This is a genomic window from Nonomuraea africana (genome assembly GCF_014873535.1).
Classification (GTDB): Bacteria; Actinomycetota; Actinomycetes; order Streptosporangiales; family Streptosporangiaceae; genus Nonomuraea; species Nonomuraea africana.
In genome coordinates, this window is record NZ_JADBEF010000001.1 from 1,353,938 (window position 1) to 1,375,788 (window position 21,851).

Consider the following 21,851-nt stretch of genomic DNA (forward strand, 5'->3'; position numbering starts at 1 on the left):
CCGGGGTGCCCGCCTGGATCTTCCCTGGCCGGGCGCCCTCCTGAAACTTCCTTGCCGTCGCTCGCCCGCCCGGACCCCTCCCTGTCCAGGGCAGGGAGCGGCCCGGGAGGTCGGGGCTTCGTGAGATCCACTCGGAGGGGGTTAACCCCAGGGTGAGATGGCGATGCGGACCAGGTTGCGGCCCTTGATGCCGTACAGCGCCCGCCCCGACGGGTCGATGTTCAGCTTGGAGCCGCCGCCGAACCAGTCGCTGGCCAGCCCCGTCACGATCTTCTTGGACGTGAAGGGCACCAGGTCGATCCGGTACACCGCGTCCACGTCGCTGGTGTAGGCCGTGAACCCGGCGATCACCAGGTCCCCGCCCCTGTTGTTGACCTTGAGCGTCCGCGTCACCTTGCGCGACCGCAGGTCGTACTCGAACAGCACGCCCGTGTTCGTCAGCCCGTACACCGCCGTGGCCGTGTGCTTCACGCCGGTGATCGAGGCGATCCCCGGAAGCGGCTCGATCTCCCACAGCGGCTTGCGCTCGCGCAGGTCGAAGGCGGCCAGCCGGGCGGTCGGCGTCACCGGTGGAGAGCCGAGGCCCTCCTGGGTGCTGGTGCCGAGGTAGGCGATGCCCCGCAGCGCCGTCACGGAGGCGACGGTCTGGCGTTCCACGATCGGGCGGTAGGTGTCGACCTTGCCGCTGCTCGGGTCGTAGACGTCGAGGGCGCCGTTGGGATGCCCCGGCTCGGACTGCGTCGGCATGATGATCAGGCCGGTGCTCCGGTCGTAGGCGAGGTCGCGCGGGCGGTCCTGGTTGTGCCCGGTGCGGAACAGCAGCTTGGCCTCGGGGTCGCCGATGCGGTGGGAGTACAGGGCCGCCTGGGTGTAGATGCCGAGGTAGGTGGTGTCCTTGACGGTGATCATGGTCTTCGGCTCGCCGGGGATGGACAGCCTGGTGACCTTGCCGGTGGCCAGCTCGTGCAGGTCGGCGCCGCTCTTGCCGCCGACGTAGACGTACTCGCCGTCGGAGTGCACCGACATGGGCGCCTCGGCGGCGGCGCGGTAGCCGCGCTGCACGTGGCTGAAGTAGTCGAGCTTGCCGGTGGCGGGGTCGTAGACGAAGACGCCGGGGTCCTGGATGCCGTAGATGCGTCCTTCGTGCTCCAGGATCCTGCCGGTCCCCGCCTCGAAGAACGGCACGCCGAGCACTTCGAGCTTGTCGGTGGCGATGTGGTAGCGGTACAGGGTGCCGGAAGGGCGTCCCGAGAAGTAGACCCAGCCGTCGTGGATCAGCACCGCGACGACGTACTTCTCGCCGGGCGCCGTCGCCTTGACGATCTTGTAGTTGGCCGGGTTCGCCTTCTCGACCACGACCAGCTCGGCCAGCGACAGCACGCCGCCCGCGACGTGCGTGTCGGAGCTGGACATGCTCGACACCCAGTCGCGGTCGGCCAGCTCGGCCGGCAGCAGGTCGCGCTTCTCGCCGGTCTTCCTGTCGATCGCGATGAGGTGGGCGTTGGTGCCGATGCCGGCGTAGACGTGGGTGGCGTCGGCCTGGATGCTGCGCACGTACGGCTCGCCCGCCACGGGCTGGCCGAGGTCGCGGCTGACGCCCGTGGCGGGGTCGTACTCCACGACCCTGCCCGGCTCGGACATCCCCATGTAGATCTTGCCGTCCGGCGAGGAGGCCATGGTCCAGATGAAGTGGTCGGGGTACTCGGCGAGCTTGGTCGTCGTGCCCGTCAGCGTGTCGATCTTGTAGAGGTCGGACCTCGAGTGCGTGCCGACGTACAGGTCGGTGCCGACCTTGCACATCGCCCAGATGCCCACGCCCGTGGGGATCTCGAAGTGGGTCGTGACCTTGTCGGCGGCGAGGTCCCACGCGCCCACGACGTTGGGCTTCAGGCCGCGCGAGCCCATGTAGAGCACGTTGCCGACGAACTCGCCGTTGCCCAGCGGGCTGGCGACGCTGGCGGGTCCGAGGTCGGTGAGCGTGCCTTCGGGCTCATGGGTGACGGCGAGGGAGGGGGTGGCCGGGAGGGTGACAGCGGCGGCGGACGCGGCGGCTGCTACCTGGAGGAAACGGCGACGCGGGATCATCTGCCGGACGCTATAACGGCCTAGGCCGTAATGTCTAGGCCAAAGAGCTGGACGGCATTACGCCACGCGACCATCTCGGCGACGTCGGGGGAGAGGCCCGCCGCCGCGACCGCGCCGAAGGCCGAGGCGGGGTCGATGAGCGTCGAGTCGGTGCCGAACAGCAGCCTCCCCGGGTCGACCCCCGCCACGACCTGGGCGATCCGGCCCGCCGGCGCGTGGGAGTAGCAGGGCTCGAGCCAGAGCCTGTCGCAGGCGCGCGCGGCCTCGACGGCGTGGCGGTGGCCGTCCGCGCCCATGTGCCCCGCGATCGCGCGCAGGCCGGGGGTGTCGAGGCAGGCCTGGGCCAGGTCCAGGACCGTGGCGCCCCAGGTGTGCACGAGGGCGGGCACGCCTCGCGAGGCCACCAGCGCCAGGGTCTCGCGCATCTGGGGCGAGGTGACGGGGGAGCCGGTGTAGTCGGTGTGGATCTTGACGCCGACGAAGCGCCCGGTGGGCAGGTACTCGTCGAGGTCCCGCTCGGCCTCGGCCAGCCTGCGCGGGTTGACCGTGACGTAGCCGTAGTGGCGCTCGGTCGTGGCCAGCCAGCCGTCCAGCGCCCTGTTGCCGGCGGCGGCGTCGTAGATGACCGCCTCGGTGGCCGACACGATCGACACGCCGATGCCGTAGCGGTCCATGGTGGCCAGGTTGGCCTCGGCCACGTCCATGGTGAAGAACCATGGGCCCCAGTGCGCGTGCACGTCGACGATCATCCGAGCAGCCTCCTCGCGTTGCCGCCCGCGACGGCGGTGATCTCTTCGGGCTTCAGCCCGCTGGTCGCCAGCCGCAGCAGCGGGACCAGCGGTTCGTAGTGGGGGGTGCGCGAGCCGTACAGCAGCCGGTCGGCGGGGACGCTCTCCAGCGCGTCGGGCGAGTTGAGCAGCCGCGTCGAGGTGTGGAAGCCCGGCTCGTCGGCGGCGACGACGAGGAAGTCGCCCAGGTGGTAGAAGTGCGTGTCCAGGAAGACGACCTGCGCCCCGAGCCCCGAGAACGGCTGCCAGAAGCGCCGCACGTCCCCGCCGGTGAGCACCACCAGGCCGAGCGCCGCCGCCCTCTTCGCCACGTGCCGCACGGAGGGGAAGCCCGCCTCGACGCCCTGCTCGTCGGGGAAGAGCCTGACCGCCTTCACCCCGAGCGCGGCCAGGCGCTCCATCTCGCGCACCGAGCCGATCGGGTCGCGCAGGTCGAGCGCGCCCACGGGGACGACCCCCTGGAGCGCGAGCACCTCGTCGTTGCCCGAGCGCTGGTCGAACAGGGCCGCCCGCAGCGAGGCCACCGCCCCCGCCCTGATCCCGTGCGCGCCCAGCGCGGCCAGCACCGACGACGGCGTGCCGGGCGGGCCGTCCCTGTCGGCATAGGCTCCCACCAGCACGTCCACGTCAAGTGTCACCGTGAGCTCGCCGATCAAGCCACGCGCGTCGAACGCCGTCACAACCGCCTCCATTGACTATTCGCGTTCAGCAGATTACGGTCTGGGCCAAAATCGAGCAACCAGGTGGGAGATTTGGCTGTGCCGAGACTGCTCTTAGCCCTTCTGCTGGTCCCGATAGTCTTCCTCGCCACACCCGCGCAGGCCGCCACCTGCGACGCTCCCGCGATCACCAGGTACGGCCCGGCCTCGCTCACCGGCGCGCTCGTCGGCGCGACCATCCACGACGGCAAGGCCTACGTCGTCGGCAGGGGGCAGAAGCCGACCCTGCTGTCGGAGATCGACCTGGCCACCCGCAAGGTGATCAGGAACGTCCGGCTCCCCGGCGAGTCGGAGGGCGGCTGGGCCACCACCGTCTCCAGGGGCAGGATCTACATCGGCACCTACCCCTCGCCCGACCTCTACAGCTTCGACCCCGCCACGGGCGAGGTGAAGCGCCTGCACACCTTCGGCGCCTACGGCGGCTTCGTCTGGACGCTGGCCACCGCCCCCGACGGCATGATCTACCTCGGCACCTCTCTCGACGGCAGGGCGTGGGAGTACGACCCGGACACCGGCGCGATCAGGAAGTTCGATGTGCTGGCCGCGGGCGAGCGCTACGTCAGGGGCATCTCCGCCGACGCCGAGTACGTCTACGCGGGCCTGCTCGACAAGGCCAAGCTCATGCGCATCACCCGCGCCGACGGCACGATCAAGGAGTTGGCCCAGGGCCACTCAGGCCTGGTCGAGCTGGCCGACCACGGCGACCGCATCCTGGCCACCAGCGGGCGCGAGCTCATCGACATCCGCAAGGACGGCACCGACGACCGGCGCACCACCATCCCCGGCGCCTGGCTCGACATGATCTACCCCGCCCCCGACGGCACCGTCTACGCCACCTCCGGCCCCGACGGCACGCTCTACCGCTACCGCACCGGCGACACCGCCTTCACCAAGGTGGCCGACGCGCCCTCGCCGGGCGACGGCACCAGGAAGATGCAGCTGCTCGACGCGCACACCATGCTCGGCATCACCGGCAGCGGCGGGATGTGGTGGCTCGACCTGCGCACCGGCAAGGCCGAACACCTCGACCTGCTCGAAGCCGGGATGACGGCGAGCCCGGAGAAGCCGCAGACCATGCTGCTGGTGCCCAACCGCGCGGTCTACATCGCAGGCCACTTCTCGATGACCGTGCGCGACCTGCGCACCGGCGAGCACCGCCGCTTCCGCGTGCCGGGCGAGCCCAAGGGCCTGGTCCGGCGCGGCGACAAGATCTACGCGGCGATCTACCCCAGCGGCGAGATCATCTCCATCGACATCGGGACCGACGAGGTCAAGAGCCTCGGCTTCCTCGGCCACGACCAGCAGCGGCCCGCCGACATCGGCTACGACCCCTTCACCGACAAGCTGGTGGTCGTCACCTCCCCGCTCGGCTCCAAGCTCAACGGCGCCGTCTCCGTCGTCGACCCCGACACGGGGGAGAAGGACGTCCACGTCGGCGTGCTGCCCGACCAGAGCGTCCTCGGCCTGGCCATCGACGCGAAGAGGGGCATCGCCTATCTCGGCGGCGACGTGGTCGGCCCGGGCGGCGCCCCGCCCACCAGGACCACGGCGCAGGTCGCCGCGTTCGACCTCACGACCCGCACGGTGCTGTGGCGGGCCGAGCCGGTGGCGGGCAGCCGTACCATCCAGGACCTCGAACTGCACGACGGCCTGCTGTACACCCTCTACAAGCGCCCGGCGGGCGCGTGGATCGCGCTCGACGTGGCCGGCAGGAGCATCGAGCAGCAGGGCCAGCTCTCCTTCCACGGCACGATGACCGTCCACCGGGGCAGGGTGTTCGCCTCGACCTACCGGCAGGGCGGCAACGCCTACCTGCTCGGCCCCGAGACCACTCACCTGGCCACCGGTCTGGGGGAGGAGTGGTTCAACGTCCCCGAGCTCCACTTCGAACCAGGCTCGTGGAACGCGTGGGCCCTCGTCGGCAGGGACCTCGCCATGATCAGACTCGACCCCCACTGCCCGAAAGTGACACCGTGAAGACACTCCTCCCGGCGCTGGCCGCCGTACTGGCCACTGCGCTCTTAACCGCCGCCCCCGCCCAGGCGGCCACCTGCGAGCCCTCCAGCGTGGAGAAGTTCGGCCCCGCCTCCGTGACCGGCGCCATCGTCGGCGCCTCGGTCCACGAGGGCAAGGGCTACCTGGTGACCCGCGGCCAGAAGCCGCCCGTGCTCGCCGAGTTCGACCTGGCCACCCGCAAGGTGGTCAGGAGCGCCACGCTTCCCGACGCGCCCGCGACGGGCGAGCCCGAGGGCGCGTGGGCGACCGTGGTCTCGGGCGGCAAGGTCTACGCCGGCACCTACCCCGTCCCCGACCTCTACAGCTTCGACCTGGCCACCGGCGAGGTGAAGCATCTGCGCTCCTTCGGCAGGAACGGCGGCTTCATCTGGAGCCTGGCCGCCGCCCCCGACGGCACGATCTACGCCGGCACCTACCCCGACGGCCGGGTGTGGGAGTACAAGCCCGACACCGGCGCCGTGCGCAACTTCGGGGTGCTGGCGGCAGGCGAGCGCTACGTGAGGTCGGTCGCCGCCGACGCGGACACCGTCTACGCGGGCCTGCTCGACAAGGGCAAGCTCGTGGCGATCAACCGTCAGAGCGGGGCCGTGCGCGAGCTGGCCCAGGGACCCGGCGGCATCGGCGTGGTGGCCGAGCACGGCGACAGGGTCCTGGCCGTCAGCGGCACGACCCTGATCGACGTCCGCAAGGACGGCGCCGACGCCAGGCGCGTCCCGACGGGCTCGGGCAGCCTCGACGCGCTCGTCTCCACGCCCGACGGCACGGTCTACGGCACCACCCGCCCCGACGGCGCCGTCCACCGCTACCGCACCGGCGACGACGCGCTCACCAGGATCGCGGACGCGCCCTCGCCCGGCGACGAGACCAGACGCCTCGCGCTCACCGGCGCCGGCACGCTGGTGGGCTTCTCCGGCAGCGGCGGCATGTGGACGCTCGACCTGCCGAGCGCGAGAGCCGAGTTCACCGACCTGATCGAGGCGGGCCTGCCCGCCGGCGCCGAACGCCCGCAGAGCATGCTCCTGGTGCCCAACAGGGCCGTCTACATCGGCGGCCACTTCTCCATGGACGTGCGTGACCTGCGCACCGGCGAGCACCGCCGCTTCCGCGTCCCCGGCGAACCCAAGGACCTGGTACGGCGCGGCAACAAGATCTACGCCGCCATCTACCCCAGCGGTGAGATCCTCTCCATCGACATGAGGACCGACGAGGTCAGGAGCCTCGGCTTCCTCGGCCACGGCCAGCAGCGCCCGTGGGACCTCGAGTACGACCCGCGCACCGACAAACTCCTGGTCGCCACCGCCCCGCTGGGCGCCAAGCTCGACGGCGCCCTGTCGATCGTCGACCCCGACACCGGCCACAAGGACGTGTACGAGGGCGTCATCCCGGACCAGAGCCTGATGAGCCTCTCGCTCGACTCGGCCGCGGGCGTCGTCTACCTCGGCGGCGACGTGCTGGGCGGGGGCGGCACCCCGCCGACGAAGACCTCCGCCTCGGTGGCGGCCTTCGACCTGAACACCCGCACGGTGCTCTGGCAGGTCGATCCGGTGCCGGGTCACCGTACCTTCCAGGACATCAAGGTCCACGACGGCCTGCTCTACGGCGTCTACAAGCGCAACTCCGGCGCCTGGATCGCCCTCGACCTGGCCACGAAGACGATCAGGCACCAGGGCACGCTCTCGGGCTACGGCGAGCTGACCGTGCACAGGGGCAGGGTCTTCGCCTCCGTCTTCTTCGGCGGCGGCAACGCCTACGTGCTGGGCGCGGAGGCGACGCGCCTGGCCACGGGCCTGGGCGACGAGTGGTACACCAACCCCCAGCTGCACTTCGAGCCGGGCTCGTGGACCGCCTGGGCGCTGTCGGGCAGGGAGCTGGCCAGGATCGGTCTTGACCCCACGTGCCCACCGAGTTAGGTTTCGGTCTGTGCCGAAATTGATTGACGCGCACCGCCTGATCGGGCCCGTGCCCTTCGACGACCTGCCGGAGGACCCGCGGCCCGAGATGGACCGCCTGGGCGTCGAGCGGGCCTACGTGACCCACACGCTGAGCCTCTACTCCGACGCCCACGCGGGCAACCAGGCGCTCTTCGCGCTCGACGACCCCAGGCTGATCCCCGTCCCCGTCGTCGTCCCCGAGGCGTTCGCGGCGATCCCCGAGTGGCCGGTCGCGATGGTGCGGCTGTGCCCCGAACGGCACAGGTTCGACCTCACGGGACCCGTCGCGCTGCGCTGGCTGGCCGCCATGGACGCCATCGCCGCCGTCGACCTGGAGGAGACCTCCCCCGCCCAGCTGCTCGCGCTCGCCAGGCACCTGCCGGACCTGCGGGTGCTGCTGCTCAACCCCGGCTACCGCAGGCTGCGCGCGGTCGCCGAGCTGATGTCGGAGGCGCCGAACATCTGGCTGGAGATCGGCACCGTCAACACGCAGCGCGCGGTGGAGTGGCTGGCCGAGCGGTTCGGCGCCCGCCGGCTGGTGTGGGGCACGGGCGCGCCCGTCCTCGACGACTGCGGGCCCCGCTTCCTGCTCGACCACCTGGAGCTCTCCGACAAGGACATCGAGCTCATCGCCACGGGGGGCGACCTGCTGTGATCCTCGACGCGCACGGCCACGTCGGCTCATGGCCAGACTTCCTCATCCCCGACCCCACCGCCGACGGCCTGGTCAGCCTGATGGACAAGCTCGGCATCGACGCCATGGGCATCAGCCACCTGCTCGGCGTCGGCCCCGACGCGGCGGAGGGCAACCGCCTGGCCTTCGAGATCGCCGGCCGCCACCCCGGCAGGTTCGGCGTCTGGCAGGTCTACAACCCCCACCACCGCACCCCGCTCGTCACCGAGGGCGTGTGGGGCGTCAAGATCCACCCCGACGTGCACCAGTGCCCGCTCGACGACCCGCGCTACGAGCCGGTGTGGGAGCTCGGCCTGCCGGTCCTGGCCCACGGGCAGACCGACTCGCCGTGGAGCGACCCGGCCCTGTTCGCGGTCGTGGCGGGCCGCCATCCCGAGGTGCCGCTGCTCATGGGGCACACCGGGCTCTGGCCGTACGGCTTCGCCCGCGCCGCCCGCCTGGTGGCCGACCACCCGAACCTCTACCTGGAGACCTGCGGCTCGAAGATGACCGGCCGCTGGATCGCCCGCCTGGCCGAGCTGGCGGGCGCCGACCGGGTGCTGTTCGGCTCCGACTCCTGCTTCCTGGACCTGCGCGTCGGCTACGGCCGCGTCGCCCTGGCGCCGCTCGGAGACGCGGACAGGGCGCTCATCCAGGGCGGCAACCTCGTCCGCATCCTTGGAGGTCTCGCGTGACCCTCGCCATCCACGGCGGCGCCCCCGTCCGCACCACCCCGTGGCCGTCCTGGCCGCCGCCCATGGACGACGCCCAGCGCAAGCTCGTCACCGACGTGCTGGAGAGCGGCCTCTGGGGCGCCACCCAGGGCGGCGGCGTGGTCTCCGACCTGACCGCCGCCTTCGCGGCGCTGTCCGGCGTGCCGTACGGCGTGGCGGTGGGCAACGCCACCCTCGGCCTCTTCGCCGCCCTGCGCGGCCTCGGCGTGGGCCCCGGCGACGAGGTGATCGTCCCCGCCTACACCTTCGTCGCCTCGGCCACCTCGGTCCTGCTCACCGGCGCCACCCCCGTCATCGTCGACGTCGACCCGGTGGACCTGCACCTCTCCACGGCGGCGGCGGAGGCGGCGATCACCTCGCGGACCACCGCCATCATGCCGGTCCACCTGGCGGGCAGCCCCGCCGACATGGACCCGCTCAACGCCCTGGCCGCCGACTACGGACTGGTCGTCGTCGAGGACGCCGCGCAGGCCCACGGCGCGACCTACCACGGCCGCCCCATCGGCGGGCTCGGAGACGCGGGCGTCTACAGCTTCCAGGCCAGCAAGGCGATGACGGCGGGGGAGGGCGGTCTGATCGTCTGCCGCGAGGAGTCGGCGTACGAGGCGATCTGGTCGGTCTGCAACCTCGGCCGCAAGCTCGGCGGCCAGTGGTACGGGCACCCCACGGTCGGCTGGAACCTGCGCCTCACCGAGATCCAGGCCGCCCTGTTGCTGCCCTGGCTCGACCGGCTCGACGCCGAACTCGACCGGCGTGAGGCCTTCTGCGCCGCCCTCGGACGCGAGCTGGCCCTGAGCGGGCTGCCGGTCACGTTCGTCCCGCAGCCGCCCGGCACCACCCGCGACTCCCGGCACCTGCTGATGCTCCGCTTCGACGCCCCCGTCGACCGGTCCTTCCTGCTGTCGGCGATGGCCGCCGAGGGCGTCCCGCTCGACGCCGGCTACCCGCCCCTCGGCACGATGACGGCGCTCACGGAGGCCGGCGCCCGCGCCGAGCCGTGCCCGGCCACCCAGGCGGCGTCGGAGAGCGTCGTCTGGGTCCGCCAGTCGATGCTCATGGACGACCCCGCCCGCGCGAGCGACATCGCCGAGGCCCTCGCGAAGGTCATTCGAGAGTGAGCCATACTTTGTAAAGGCGCTCACGCCGCCTGTGTGCACAAGTACGTGGACGACCTCTCGCACCTCCCGTCATGATCACCGCGACACCGACACCGGAGCGCGGGAGCGTCACAGATGCGGAAGAAGGTTCCGCTGGGCAACAGAGCGCTGTTCACCAGCGCCGACCTGGACGAGGTGCGTGAGCAGGTGGCGCGGGTGTTCTGCCCGCATCGCCTGGACCTGACGGGCGACTCCGCCCTGCTGAGCGCGAGGTTCAACTCGGCGAAGCTGGGCGCGGTGCGGATCAGCTACCTCGACTACACCGCGGACGTGCGGATCGAGCCGGGCGAGCTGGAGTCGTTCTTCCTGGTCCAGATCCCGCTCGCCGGCAGCAGCCTCATCCGGTGCGGCCGGCAGGAGATCGTCTCCACGACCGCGCTGGCCTCGCTCCCGTCGCCGACCGAGCACCTGGACATGCGGTGGGCGGCTGGCTGCCCGCAGCTCATCGTCAAGTTCGAGCGGGCCGCGGTGGAGAAGGCGCTGGAGCAGCTGCTCGGCGCGCCGATGGACCGGCCGCTCGTCTTCGACCTCGGCGTCGACCTGACGGCGGGCTGGGCGCGCGCCTGGCGCGGCATGGTGGATCTGATCGTCACGGAGGCCGAGCACGACGACGGGCTGGCCGCCCAGCCGCTGGCCGTCGCGCATCTCGAGAGCGCCATGCTCACCTCGCTGCTGACCATGCAGCCCTCCACCTATAGGGAACGGCTGCTCGCCCCCGTCCCGCCCGCGCTGCCGAAGGTGGTGGGCAGGGCGGCGGAGTTCATCAGGGAGCACGCCCACGAGCCGCTGACGACCGAGCAGGTGGCGCGTGCCGTGGCCGTCAGCGGGCGCTCGCTGCAGGAGGGCTTCCGCCGGCACCTCGGCCACACCCCCATGTCCTACCTGCGAGAGGTACGGCTGGTCAGGGTGCACGAGGAACTCGCCGCGGGCGATCCGGCGCGCCAGACGGTCACGGCGGTGGCCGCCGGCTGGGGTTTCACGCACCAGGGCAGGTTCGCCGCGGCCTACAGGCAGCGCTTCAGCCAGCCGCCGTCGGCCACGTTGCGCGGAGATCGTGCGCCAGGTGGACGGCATCCGCGCTGAGCGGATGGCCCGAGCCGCTCCATCCCCCGTACGGTTTCACCAGGCGCCTGACCGATCCACCCTCACTCACACCACCCCGAAGGGAAGCGTCAGCATGCGCGGAATCCTGATCGTCGGCGCCGGACAGGCCGGCCTCCACCTGGCCGTCGGACTGCTGAAGAACGGCTACGACGTCACCGTGGTCACCGATCGCTCGCCTGAGGCGATCCGCAACGGAAGGGTGACCTCGAGCCAGGCCATGTTCGGCACCGCCCTCGGCCATGAGCGCGCCCTCGGCCTGGACCTGTGGGCCGAATCGTGCCCGCCGATCGAAGGCATCTCCTTCACCGTGCCGGGCCCGAAGGGGCCCGCTATCGACTGGGCCGCCAGGCTGGACGTCGCGGCGCGCTCGGTCGACCAGCGGGTGAAGATGCCCGCGTGGATGGCCGAGTTCGAGCGGCTGGGCGGCAAGCTCGTCGTGCACGAGGCGACGGTCGCCGACCTGGAGACCTACGCGGCGCAGTACGACCTGGTGATGGTGGCCGCGGGCAAGGGGGCGATCGCCTCGCTGTTCGAGCGCGACGCGGCGCGCTCGCCGTACGACAGGCCGCAACGGGCGCTGGCGCTCACCTACGTGCACGGGCTCGCGCCGCGGCCGGATCACTCGGCGGTCTGCTTCAACCTCGTCCCGGGGGTCGGGGAGTACTTCGTCTTCCCCGCGCTGACCCTGTCGGGGCCGTGCGAGATCATGGTGTTCGAGGGCGTGCCAGGCGGGCCCATGGACTGCTGGGCCGACGTGCGCACCCCCGCCGAGCATCTGGCCAGGAGCAGGCGGGTGCTGGAGACCTTCCTGCCGTGGGAGGCCGAGCGGTGCGCGGACGTGGAGCTGACCGACGAGCTGGGCGTGCTGTCGGGGCGTTTCGCCCCCGTCGTGCGGCAGCCGGTGGCCACCCTGCCGTCGGGCGCGCGGGTGCTCGGCGTGGGCGACGTGGTGGTGCTCAACGACCCGATCACCGGGCAGGGCGCCAACAACGCGGCCAAGTGCGCCGCCTCCTACCTCGGCAGCGTGCTGGAGCACGGCGACAGGCCGTTCGACGCGGCGTGGATGACGGCCGCCTTCGACCGCTACTGGCAGGACGCCCGGCACGCGACCGCCTGGACCAACGCCCTGCTGGCGCCCCCGCCGCCGCACGTGCTCGAACTGCTGGGCGCGGCGGGCGGCCTGCCGCAGGTGGCCTCCCGCTTCGTCAACGGCTTCGACGACCCCTCGGACTTCGCCGAGTGGTTCATGGACCCGGTCAAGGCCCGCGCGTACCTGGCGGCGCTGTCATGAGGTCGCTGAGGGAGGCCCTCGGGATGTACGCCACGGGCGTGGCGGTGGTGACCACCGCGCTGGAGGACGGCTGCCGGGCGGGGGTGACGGTCAACTCCTTCACCTCCGTCTCCCTCGACCCGCCGCTGGTGCTGTGGTGCCTGTCGAAGCGGGCGCCCAGCGTGGCCCTGTTCCTGCGGGCGGGCAGGTTCGTGGTGAACGTGCTGGCCGCAGGCCAGGACGAGCTGTCGCGCCGGTTCGCCACCCCCGCGGAGGACAAGTTCGCGGGGGTGGCGACCAGATCGGCGGCGGGCGGGCTGCCGGTCCTGGAGGGCACGCTGGCCGGCTTCGCCTGCCGTACGGTGACCGTGCACGAGGGCGGCGACCACCTGATCTTCGTCGGCGCGGTGGAGCAGTTCGACCGCGCCGGCGGCGAGCCACTGGTGTTCCACTCGGGGCGCTACCTGGAGCGGGCGGCGGGGTGACTCAGCAGATCCGGTAGGTGTAGAAGTTCTCGAAGCGCGACAGGTACATGTGCCCGTCGGGGCCCTTGAGCAGGATCGAGATCGGGCGGGCGATGAGGGTCAGCGCCATCGTCGCCCGGTCGATGCGGTAGGCCTTGCCCTGGACCTTGCCGTACAGCCTGCCGTCGGAGCCCAGCTCGATGTTGGTGTCGAGCCAGACCTGGGTGGCGGTGGCCCACGGGTAGGTCTGGTGCTTGACCGAGCGCAGGGTCCGGCCGGTGGCCGGGTCGAGCTCGTACAGCGCGTCGGGGGACAGGCCCCACAGCTTGCCGTCGCCGTCGAAGGTGATCGAGCCGAGGGCCAGGTCGCCGGCCACGGGCTTGGTCTGCCACTTCAGCGAGTCGCCGGCGATGTCGTAGGCGAAGGCGACGGCCGCGTCGTCCTGCGGGGTGCTGATGCCGCCGAAGGCGGAGGTCGTGCCGTAGATGACGCCGTCGCGGTAGGCCAGGCCGATGATGCTGTGGCCGGGGATGAGGTTGCGCTTGACGACGGTCCTGCCGGTGGCGGGGTCGTACAGGCCGAGCGCGCCGCCGACGGTGCCGACCTTCGGGACGGTGCCGAACGCCAGCCAGTCGCCCGCCGAGATCATCGCGAAGGGGCGGTCCTGCTCCTGCGCGGCGAGGTTGAGCAGCAGCTTCGGCTCGCTGCCGGTCCACTCATAGATCCTGGCCCACGGGTAGACGCCGAGGTAGAGCTTGCCCTTGTGGGTGACCATGCCCTCGCTCTGGCCGACGTTGGGCCAGAACTGCGACTCGCCGGTGCGGGGGTCGTAGGCGGCCAGGCCGCCGGTGAAGAAGCCGCCGCCGTACACGCGGTCGTCGGGGCCGACGGCCATCGACCTGATGCTGACCGGCTGCCCCGTGAGGGTGCCCTCCAGCAGCCGGCCCTGGCCGCTCTTGCGGTCGTAGTGCCAGATCCGCCCGGTGGAGCCGGTGCCCACCAGCGTCTGGCCGACCCAGCCGAGGGTCCTGGCGGCGCCGCCGCCGAAGTCGGTGAAGCCGGTCCTTTCGACCTGGCCCGACTGGAGGTCGTAGGAGACGAGCTCGTCGTTCTGGAAGAGGTAGAGGTCGTGGCCGTGCCTGCCGCCGCCGACGGTGAGGCTGTCGACGTCCTCGACCAGGTCCTTCCAGGCGCGGGTCTCCAGGTCGTAGACGCCCATTGGATTGGTGTTGGTGGAGGTGGCGAACCTGACGAGCAGGTGGCGGCCGACGACGTCCACGTCGTAGGCGTAGCCGTGGCCCTCGACGGGCGGGTCGATGATCCGCTGGGTCGTGCCGTCCCTGCCGATGACGGCGACCCTCATGGTCTGCGCGCCGACGCCGGCGTAGATCGTGCCGTCCTCGGCGATGGCCAGGTCCCTGATGAACTGCTCGCCGGGGACCGGGCTGCCGAGGTCGGTGATCTCCCGCGTCGCGGTGTCGTAGCGGACGAGCTTGCCGTGGGGCGAGGTGCCCGCGTACACGGCCGTGCCGTCGGGGCTGGCCGCGACGGTCCACACGAACGACTCGCCTGGGGCGGCCATGCCGAGCTCGCCGACCTGGTCGGTGGACGGGTCGTAACGGTACAGCCGGCCCATCGCGCCCACGGTGGCGTTGTAGCTGCCGACGTAGACCGCGTGGTCGGGAGCGACGGTCACCGCCCACGAGCCGAGGGCGAGGGGGAGGGGGCGTTCGGCGATCAGGCTGCCGTCGTTGGCGTTCCTGATGCCGAGCATCGCGGGGCCCGAGGCGCTGGAGGTCACCGAGTAGACGCGGGGGCCGCCGGGGTGGGTCGCGTCGAGCGCGGTGCCCGCGGTGGTGGCGCCGGTGAGCGGCAGGGTGCCGAGGTTCTTGAAGCCGCAACCGGTGGGCGGAGCGGCGGTTTCGGCCTGGGCCGGGACTAGGGGGGTGAGGGCGAGTAAGAGGGCCAGAGCCGCTGCCCTCCAAGATACGGTCATGGCCGTAATCCTGCCAGCTCCCCTCCTCCCAACGGAAGCACCACCCGCTGCCACGGCGGGGTTCGCCGGCGGTCAGGGCGACCGGGCACCCACCTGACCAGCATCAAACCGCTCCAACGAACCAGGAAGGACACCCTCGGGCCCGTGGAACCCCGCCTACCCGGCGCGTCAACCGGTCTTCACGCTGACCACAGCGTGAAATCAACCCTCAGTCGAACTACTCAACCGACCAGATCGAGGATGGGGCAGGCTTCGAGCAAAGATGCACGCCGATCCTGCGCCGCCAGCCAAACCGCAGATCCGCGAGTCGATCGCGTTCTCCATGATTTTCACAGGTCCCACGTGGCTCCAACCTGCTACAGGCCCCGTGTCGTGATCTGGCAATTGGTTTGCGTATTGCGAGTTAACCTTTACAGAACTTCGGAAATGACAACCGGTGGCGTCACGGAATCGAATCAGAGAGTGAATTCAGATCCATTCAAGTCAAGTAGCGATCTGGCGCCTTTATCATCTGGAACCCAAAAAATCATACCTCTGGATAAGAAATCAAGCTTTTCAATCGTGCCTACCCCGACCACTGGATCTATCGGGCCCAGTCCGCGAATGCTTTTAAACGAAGACGCTGTCGTCCCGGTTTTGGCCCCAAGCCTCCATCTACTCTCGATTCTGGCAAAAGGGCGGCCCGTTCCGATTAATTCCTATTGGCTCAATGTAATCGAGTCCAGGAGACGCTGATCAAGCGACACTTAACGATGTTCGCTGCTTTCCATGGACTCACTTCAAGCAGAGTGGTGCGCTTTTTTTTGCGGCCACCTTCATAAAAAGGAAGCGTTTTATGAGTGCTCAGGATTCCAATCTCTCGTCGACCGGATTCGACTATGTCGTCGCGGTGACGCAGGACAGCATCAACGGTACCCTGGAGGAATACCTCTACAGCGGTCTGCCCGAGGTCATCCTGTGCTACGTTTACAATAACGATTTCCAGCCCATTCCGATCGACTTCGCCACATTCGTGGCCAGCGCCGGCAACACGGATCCTTTCAGCGTGCCCGACGGCACAGAACCATCCGACGCGAGGGTGCAGAATCTCAGCAACGCCAGTTTCGCGTTCGCGATCAAGGCAAAGCTGGGTCTTCCGCCCGGTATCGATCCGGCGTCGCTGCCGCCGATCATCGCCCTGAAGCCGGGGCAGTCGAACGTGACGTACACGCTGATGTTCGGCGAGTTCGTCGCGACGGAGATCAGCTACGGTCCGCATGGGCCGATGGGCTGGTTCAACCAGTCGCAACCGTCCGGCACGAGCTGGTCTTTCTCCGGCGCCGTCGACCTGGACTTCCAGGACGCCTCCTTCACCAGCCTTCCCTCGGACGCGCAGGAACGGCTCAAGGGCATCGGCGACCCCGACATGTTCAGCGTCCAGCAGCTCTACTACGACCTGAACAGCTCCGACCTGGAGCAGGGCTTCCAGTTCAACAACATCCCGACGAACAGCGCCCTCAACGCGTTCATGACGGCCGACTTCATCAACACCTACTGGAAGGCGCTCGGTGGCGCCGAGGTGCTCGGCTACGCCGCGACGCAGGTGGCGCCAACCCAACCGACCTCGCTCGCGGTGACGGACCTGAACTTCTTCACACCGGACGCCGTCGGCTCGGACAATGCACCGCTCACGCTGAACTACCTGTGTGCCGTCAACAACGACCAACTGCCGGATACCACGCACGCCGGGTTCGGCTGGAACTGGATCGAGCCCGACGAGGTTTCCCAGTACGACGGCGTGGCCGCGCTGAACCGGAACGCGTTCGCCAACTATCTCCTCAATACCGACAACAATGGACAATCACTGGCCGCATACATCCAAGGGAATTGCCAGAGGCCTGAGGCGACCGTCCAATGCAGCGGTCAGGAGGCTAAGCATTTCTATATGTATTTCTTCCCCGGTGACCCGACGATAACCTGTCCCCCGTCCGGCCCAGTCATCCTCTCCTGCAACTACACGAGCACCACTTCTGATAAGTGTGGAGGTCCCCTCCTCGGCGGGTCCATACAGATCACCATCACCTACGACATAACGGTGAGCGTCCAAGGCAACACGATGACGATCGCCCAACATCTCGTCGGCTACACCTACATCAGATATCAGGGGAGCAGCGATGGTGGCAATGTCGTCGACAAAAGCATCACAGACGTCTACACGATAGGAGTCAACGACACGGGCCAGATCGTGACTGCCCTGCAGAGTTCGACTCCGGTCGACAATTCAAAGACGCCCGGAGTGAACGGCTTCCTGAACTGGTTCACGGACATCAACGATCTCCTCGATTGGGCGACCGACGCCGTGCGAGGATGTACTGAAACAAGTTTCGCGGATGTCCCGGTCTCGTTCCTGCAGAACTTCGTCTTCCCGGGCGGATCGTCGTTCGTGTTCAACGACGCCGTTTTCTCGGACAACCAGGACCTCGTCGGTCACATCACGTACGCCGACCCGACACTGTGACTTCTTTCTCGGATTTCTGATCCCGATTCCTGGGGTAGTTCCGGACAATCCTCGAGCGGGCGGCGTGTGCCGCCGCCCGTCATGGCCGAAAGCGCTGACATTCCCATGAAAATCTCTTTCGAATCCGAGCTGATGGAGAACCACAAGGCCGCCGTGGTCATGGCCCCCGACCAGGCTTTCGAGGTGCTCCAGTCGCAGGACGGCGACGCGCTCTTCTTCTCGATCGGAACCGACAACGTCTGCTACCTCACCCGCGAGGTGACCGAGACCCCGACCGGTTGGAACAGGATCGACCTCAGCAGCGCACTGTCGGCGAACTACGGCGGCGCGCCGGTGACGGCCAAGGCGTTCGCCGTCACTCAGAACGCCCAGACCCTCGCCATCGACCTCGCGCTCGCGGTGACCGTCAACGGCGCGGACGCCCTGTACCTCTCCCTCGGCAACGCGAACACGGACGCGGCCTGGGCGGACGGCGTCACCTGGACGGCCGTCCCGTTCGACGCGGGCACCGCCCCGGACCCGCTCGGCATCGCCGACGTGAACATCATGAACATCCCCGCGTCCGGCGGCTCCGGGGCCGTCGAGAACATCTTCGTCGACGTCCTGCGCCGGTCGGATGACCCGCTGCGGCTGCTCGACCGCTACTACATCACGCCGGGCAACTCGCCCCAGTGGCGCCCGCACAAGCTCGCCGCCGACCTCGCCGCCAAAAGCATTGTGAACTGCCTCGGGCAGCGGCCGAACGACCCGCGTCCCGACTTTCACATTCCCGGCATCTACACCTTCGGCACGATCAGCGGTGAGCCGCAACTGCTCTTCACGCCGCAGTACAACTACGTCCAGCCCACCCATGCGCCCACCCCCGCCCGGCTGACGCCGCCGCCGGGGACCAGCGCGATCGCATCCGCGCTCAACGGCTCCGGCGTGACCAACCTGTTCGTGGCCGCCGCGGACGGCCTGTACCTCTTCACGCCGGACAACCAGCACGACCTGGCGACGCCGGTCCAGATCGTGACCGACGATCTCATCGCAGGCGCCACCACCCTCGCCGCGGCGACCGACGCCAACCGCACCGCGGTCTGGGGTCTCGGCCCGCAGGGCACTCTGTGCTACGTGAGCTGCCCCGCGGGCAGCGAGGCGGACCCGACCGCATGGTCGACACCGGTGCCGTTGCTGCCTAGCGTGGAGCAGTTCGCGTTCTTCCTGAACATCGGCGCCGGCAACAACGTCCTGTTCGCCGACGTGGACGGCCAGGACCTCGTCCAGCTCACCCAGGATCCCGTCACCACCGACTGGCTCCAGCGCTCCATCCTGTTGCCCGCCACCGATCCGGACGACGTGATCGTCTACAACAGCTTCACCACCCACGTCGCCGTCACCGACGACAGCGGCCTCGCGGCGCCGAACACCGCGGTGGCGGTGACCGCGACCAGCCCGGTGAGCGTCTACCTGAACGACGTATACCACCTGCTCTCGCCGACCGTGCCGGTGAACACGACCACCGACGCGACCGGGGTGCTGACCGTCGTCCAGGAAACCCAGTCCCTGGCCGCCGTCTGCTTCCACATCGTCCTGACCGACACACCGGACGTCGCGGCCGACGTCAACCCCATGAGCAAGGCGACCGCGACGCTGGCTGCCGTACAGACGGGTGACGACCTGCGAGCCGTCGTGGTCACGAACGCGGATGGAACGCAGCAGCCGCTCGTGCCGTCCAGCGTCGCCACGGCGGACAGCGACGCGGCGGCCCAGGCCATCGTGCAGTTCATGAACGTCAATGCCGGACTGCCGCAGGACGGCTCCCGGCAGCGCTCCGGCGACTCCGCCATTCACGTGGCCAGGGCCGACGCCATGCCGCAGGTGTGGGGCATCTCGTTCGCCGGCGGTGGGCTCACCTACCACGAGGGGGCCGACGCCGTCGCGCACCTCGCCCCCCGGGCGGTCGGGGAGGCCCCGCTCGGCATCGGCTCGGACATCGCGGTTGCGATGGGTGACTTCTTCTCATGGCTGAAGCACTGCTTCGAGGATGTCGAGAAATTCGTCGTGCAGGAGGTCGAGGGCATCTACCACTTCGTCGCGACGATTGCGGGCGAGGTCTACGACGTGTTGCTCGACTGCGTCGCCGCGGTGGCGCACGCCGTGGAGTTCATCTTCAACAAGATCAAGGTGTTCTTCGAGGACCTGATCAAGTGGCTGGGCTTCCTGTTTGCCTGGTCGGACATCGTGCGCACGCACAACGTGCTGAAGAACATCTTCACGCGGTATCTGGCGAAGTGCATCGACGGGCTCGGCGACGCCGAGACCCAGGTGCAGAACACGTTCATCCAGCTGCAGGGCTACGTCAACGCGTGGGCCGGCCTGCCGAATGACATTCCGGCGAGCCTGGGCGGCACCACCCGGAGCAGCGCCATGGCGGCCGCCACGCCGGTGCCCGGCCAGGACAGCCCGCAGAGCAACTGGGGGCTGCACCAGCTGAAGAGCAACGCGACCAACGGCACCACGACCGCCGAGCCCAATCAGGGGGTCACGGGTGACGTGACGGCCACGCTCCAGCCGCTGGTGGAGGCCCTGGGCAGGGAGAAGGACATCCTCGAGCTCGCCTTCCGCAGCTTCAAGAGCAACGTCATCGACAAGATCGACCAGCTCTCGTTCACCCAGCTCCTTGAACAAGCGATCGCGATCATCACCGACGCGCTGTTGCAGAGCATCGAGAACGTCCTGGTCGCGGCGATCAACGTACTGGCCGAGCTCGTCGAGGGCTGCATGGAGATCCTGAACGCGACCATCGAGATCCCCGTCCTGTCGTGGCTGTACAGGAAAATCTCCGGCAACGACCTGAGCCTGCTGGACGCGGCCTGCCTGGTGGCCGCGATTCCGGTCACGATCGGCTACAAGCTCATCGCCGACGCTGCGCCATTCCCGGACAACGCCACCACGACCGCGCTGATCGACGCACCGGACTTCGCGACCATCCAACGGATCTGCAGCTCCACGCCCGCCCCGTCCGTCAGGTCGGCGGCCGGGCAGGGCCAGACCTCGGTCAACGACGTCATGGTGCTCACCGGTGGTGTCAGCTCCGTTATCGGAGCGGTGTTGCTGAGTGTGTTCCAGCCGCTGGCCAAGAAGTACCGGCAGAGCGAGATCTTCCCTATGATCAACGGCCCGGCGTACCTGCTCTACGTGACTCCCGACGTCGTGGGCCAGCTTTCCGAGCCGAAGAACCCGAAGTGGTGGGACATCACCAACCAGGTCCTCGGGGATCTCATGACCGTGAAGGCAGTCGTAGACTCGTGCGTCGGGTTGACCGAGGAAGGGTCGGCCGCGGACAAGGCATGGGGCCCGGTGTCTCCCTGGCTGGACTTCGGCGCGAACATCGTGTGGCAGGTCCCGACCCTCGCCGCGTTCGCCTGTTCGGAGGGGGACAAGATCGACGAATTGAACGTCTGGGGCGGCACCTGTTTCGACCTCAACGGCATCATGTCGCCGGTGCTGGCGGACGACAGTGACCCCACCTCCTGGGTCATCGCGGTCGGCATCGCAACAGTGCTCAACCTCGCCTACGGCTCGATGTCCTGCGCGGCCAGCGCCCTGACGTTCAAGTCCTGACACAGATAGCCAGCGGCCTGGCAAGCTGCCCGGCTGCTGATCGGGGCACAATGATCACATGACCGGGCCCCAGCGGATCATCGCGGTACGACACGGCCAGAGCGCGGCGAACCTCGCCTTCCAGGAGTCGATCGGCGTCCCGCTGTTCTACGAGCCGGGCGACGACGAGATCGCGCTGACCGAACTGGGCCGCGCCCAGGCCGCCGCGCTGGGCCGGCACCTGGCCGGCCTCCCGCCGGAGGAGGCGCCCGAGATCGTGTGGTGCTCGCCGTACCTGAGGGCGCGGGAGACCTGGAGGCTCGCCGAACGGTCACGGGGCGGCCCTGCGCTGCCCGTCAGCGTGGACGCGAGGCTGCGCGACAGGGAGTGGGGCGACCTGCGCTTCTACAACCTGGCCGCGTTGGAGCAGCGCTACCCCGAGGAGGTGGCGCGGATGCTGGCCCAGGGTGAGTACGGCTACCGCCCGCCGGGCGGCGAGTCGTTCGGCGATGTAGCGGCCAGGCTCAGGGGGTTCCTCGCCGACCTGGCCGCCCAGGCCGCGGGGCTGCGGGTGCTGATCGTGGCCCACGACTCGGTGGTGCTGATGCTGCGCCACGTCATCGAGCGGGCGCACGACGCCGACCTGGCGGCCGTCGACGCGCACGCGCCGATCAGGAACGCCTCGGTCTCGACGTGGGCGGCGGCGAACGGAAGCCTCGAGCTGGTGTCGTTCAACGAGGTCGGGCACCTCGGCTGAGACGGGGGTTGACCCGGGCAGGGCGCAGCGTTGAGACTCATCTCCGAGTGCTCGAGATGTTAACGCTAACATAAT

The 21,851-nt window shown here is 69.3% G+C and carries 15 protein-coding genes; 11 read left to right on the plus strand and 4 right to left on the minus strand.

The annotated features are described in order from the left end of the window. Window positions 1–141 precede the first annotated feature (141 nt). The 3 genes from H4W81_RS06180 to H4W81_RS06190 are packed head-to-tail and all read right to left on the minus strand — an operon-like array spanning window position 142 to window position 3,553. On the minus strand, window positions 142–2,085 hold the full coding sequence (locus H4W81_RS06180) for a ligand-binding sensor domain-containing protein (protein WP_192773882.1): 1,944 nt from the start codon (window positions 2,083–2,085) through the stop codon (window positions 142–144). 20 nt (window positions 2,086–2,105) lie between these two features. Next, on the minus strand, window positions 2,106–2,834 hold the full coding sequence (locus tag H4W81_RS06185; protein WP_192773883.1) for an amidohydrolase family protein: 729 nt from the start codon (window positions 2,832–2,834) through the stop codon (window positions 2,106–2,108). Further along, complete coding sequence (locus H4W81_RS06190; RefSeq protein ID WP_192773884.1) at window positions 2,831–3,553, minus strand: amidohydrolase family protein; 723 nt, start codon at window positions 3,551–3,553, stop codon at window positions 2,831–2,833. Before H4W81_RS06190 ends, H4W81_RS06185 begins: the two co-directional genes overlap by 4 nt. Before the next feature lie 78 nt (window positions 3,554–3,631). Between H4W81_RS06190 and H4W81_RS06195 the strand changes: the two genes are divergently transcribed. From H4W81_RS06195 to H4W81_RS06230, 8 genes are all read left to right on the plus strand, one after another. After that, window positions 3,632–5,569: a hypothetical protein gene (locus H4W81_RS06195; RefSeq protein ID WP_318782492.1), complete on the plus strand. Its 1,938-nt coding sequence runs from the start codon at window positions 3,632–3,634 to the stop codon at window positions 5,567–5,569. Continuing rightward, a complete protein-coding gene (locus tag H4W81_RS06200) occupies window positions 5,566–7,518 on the plus strand; it encodes an NHL repeat-containing protein (RefSeq protein ID WP_318781554.1) in 1,953 nt (650 codons plus the stop codon). Before H4W81_RS06195 ends, H4W81_RS06200 begins: the two co-directional genes overlap by 4 nt. Window positions 7,519–7,528: 10 nt before the next feature. Beyond that, window positions 7,529–8,194: an amidohydrolase family protein gene (locus H4W81_RS06205; protein WP_192773886.1), complete on the plus strand. Its 666-nt coding sequence runs from the start codon at window positions 7,529–7,531 to the stop codon at window positions 8,192–8,194. After that, window positions 8,191–8,907, plus strand: a complete 717-nt coding sequence (locus H4W81_RS06210; RefSeq protein ID WP_192773887.1) for an amidohydrolase family protein — start codon at window positions 8,191–8,193, stop codon at window positions 8,905–8,907. Before H4W81_RS06205 ends, H4W81_RS06210 begins: the two co-directional genes overlap by 4 nt. Next, on the plus strand, window positions 8,904–10,064 hold the full coding sequence (locus H4W81_RS06215; RefSeq protein ID WP_192773888.1) for a DegT/DnrJ/EryC1/StrS family aminotransferase: 1,161 nt from the start codon (window positions 8,904–8,906) through the stop codon (window positions 10,062–10,064). The genes H4W81_RS06210 and H4W81_RS06215 overlap by 4 nt, the downstream gene beginning before the upstream one ends. Before the next feature lie 114 nt (window positions 10,065–10,178). Then, a complete protein-coding gene (locus H4W81_RS06220) occupies window positions 10,179–11,186 on the plus strand; it encodes an AraC family transcriptional regulator (RefSeq protein ID WP_192773889.1) in 1,008 nt (335 codons plus the stop codon). Between the two features lie 94 nt (window positions 11,187–11,280). After that, on the plus strand, window positions 11,281–12,498 hold the full coding sequence (locus tag H4W81_RS06225; protein ID WP_192773890.1) for a styrene monooxygenase/indole monooxygenase family protein: 1,218 nt from the start codon (window positions 11,281–11,283) through the stop codon (window positions 12,496–12,498). Next, a complete protein-coding gene (locus H4W81_RS06230; protein WP_192773891.1) occupies window positions 12,495–12,962 on the plus strand; it encodes a flavin reductase family protein in 468 nt (155 codons plus the stop codon). The genes H4W81_RS06225 and H4W81_RS06230 overlap by 4 nt, the downstream gene beginning before the upstream one ends. 1 nt (window position 12,963) lies before the next feature. On the opposite strand, the gene H4W81_RS06235 is transcribed toward H4W81_RS06230, so the two are convergent. Beyond that, window positions 12,964–14,937 (minus strand): ligand-binding sensor domain-containing protein, encoded by a 1,974-nt coding sequence (locus H4W81_RS06235; RefSeq protein ID WP_192773892.1) that lies wholly within the window; start codon window positions 14,935–14,937, stop codon window positions 12,964–12,966. 835 nt (window positions 14,938–15,772) lie between these two features. On the opposite strand from H4W81_RS06235, the gene H4W81_RS06240 reads away from it, so the two are divergent. The 3 genes from H4W81_RS06240 to H4W81_RS06250 all read left to right on the plus strand — a co-directional run bounded on the left by H4W81_RS06240 (window position 15,773) and on the right by H4W81_RS06250 (window position 21,776). Continuing rightward, window positions 15,773–17,434 carry a hypothetical protein gene (locus tag H4W81_RS06240; protein ID WP_192773893.1) on the plus strand — a complete coding sequence of 554 codons (1,662 nt, stop codon included), beginning with the start codon at window positions 15,773–15,775 and terminating at the stop codon, window positions 17,432–17,434. A 105-nt stretch (window positions 17,435–17,539) separates the two neighbouring features. Continuing rightward, complete coding sequence (locus tag H4W81_RS06245) at window positions 17,540–21,040, plus strand: hypothetical protein (protein WP_192773894.1); 3,501 nt, start codon at window positions 17,540–17,542, stop codon at window positions 21,038–21,040. Window positions 21,041–21,098: 58 nt separating this feature from the next. After that, entirely contained in the window at window positions 21,099–21,776 is a 678-nt protein-coding gene (locus H4W81_RS06250; protein ID WP_192773895.1) for a histidine phosphatase family protein, read from the plus strand. Window positions 21,777–21,851 lie beyond the last annotated feature (75 nt).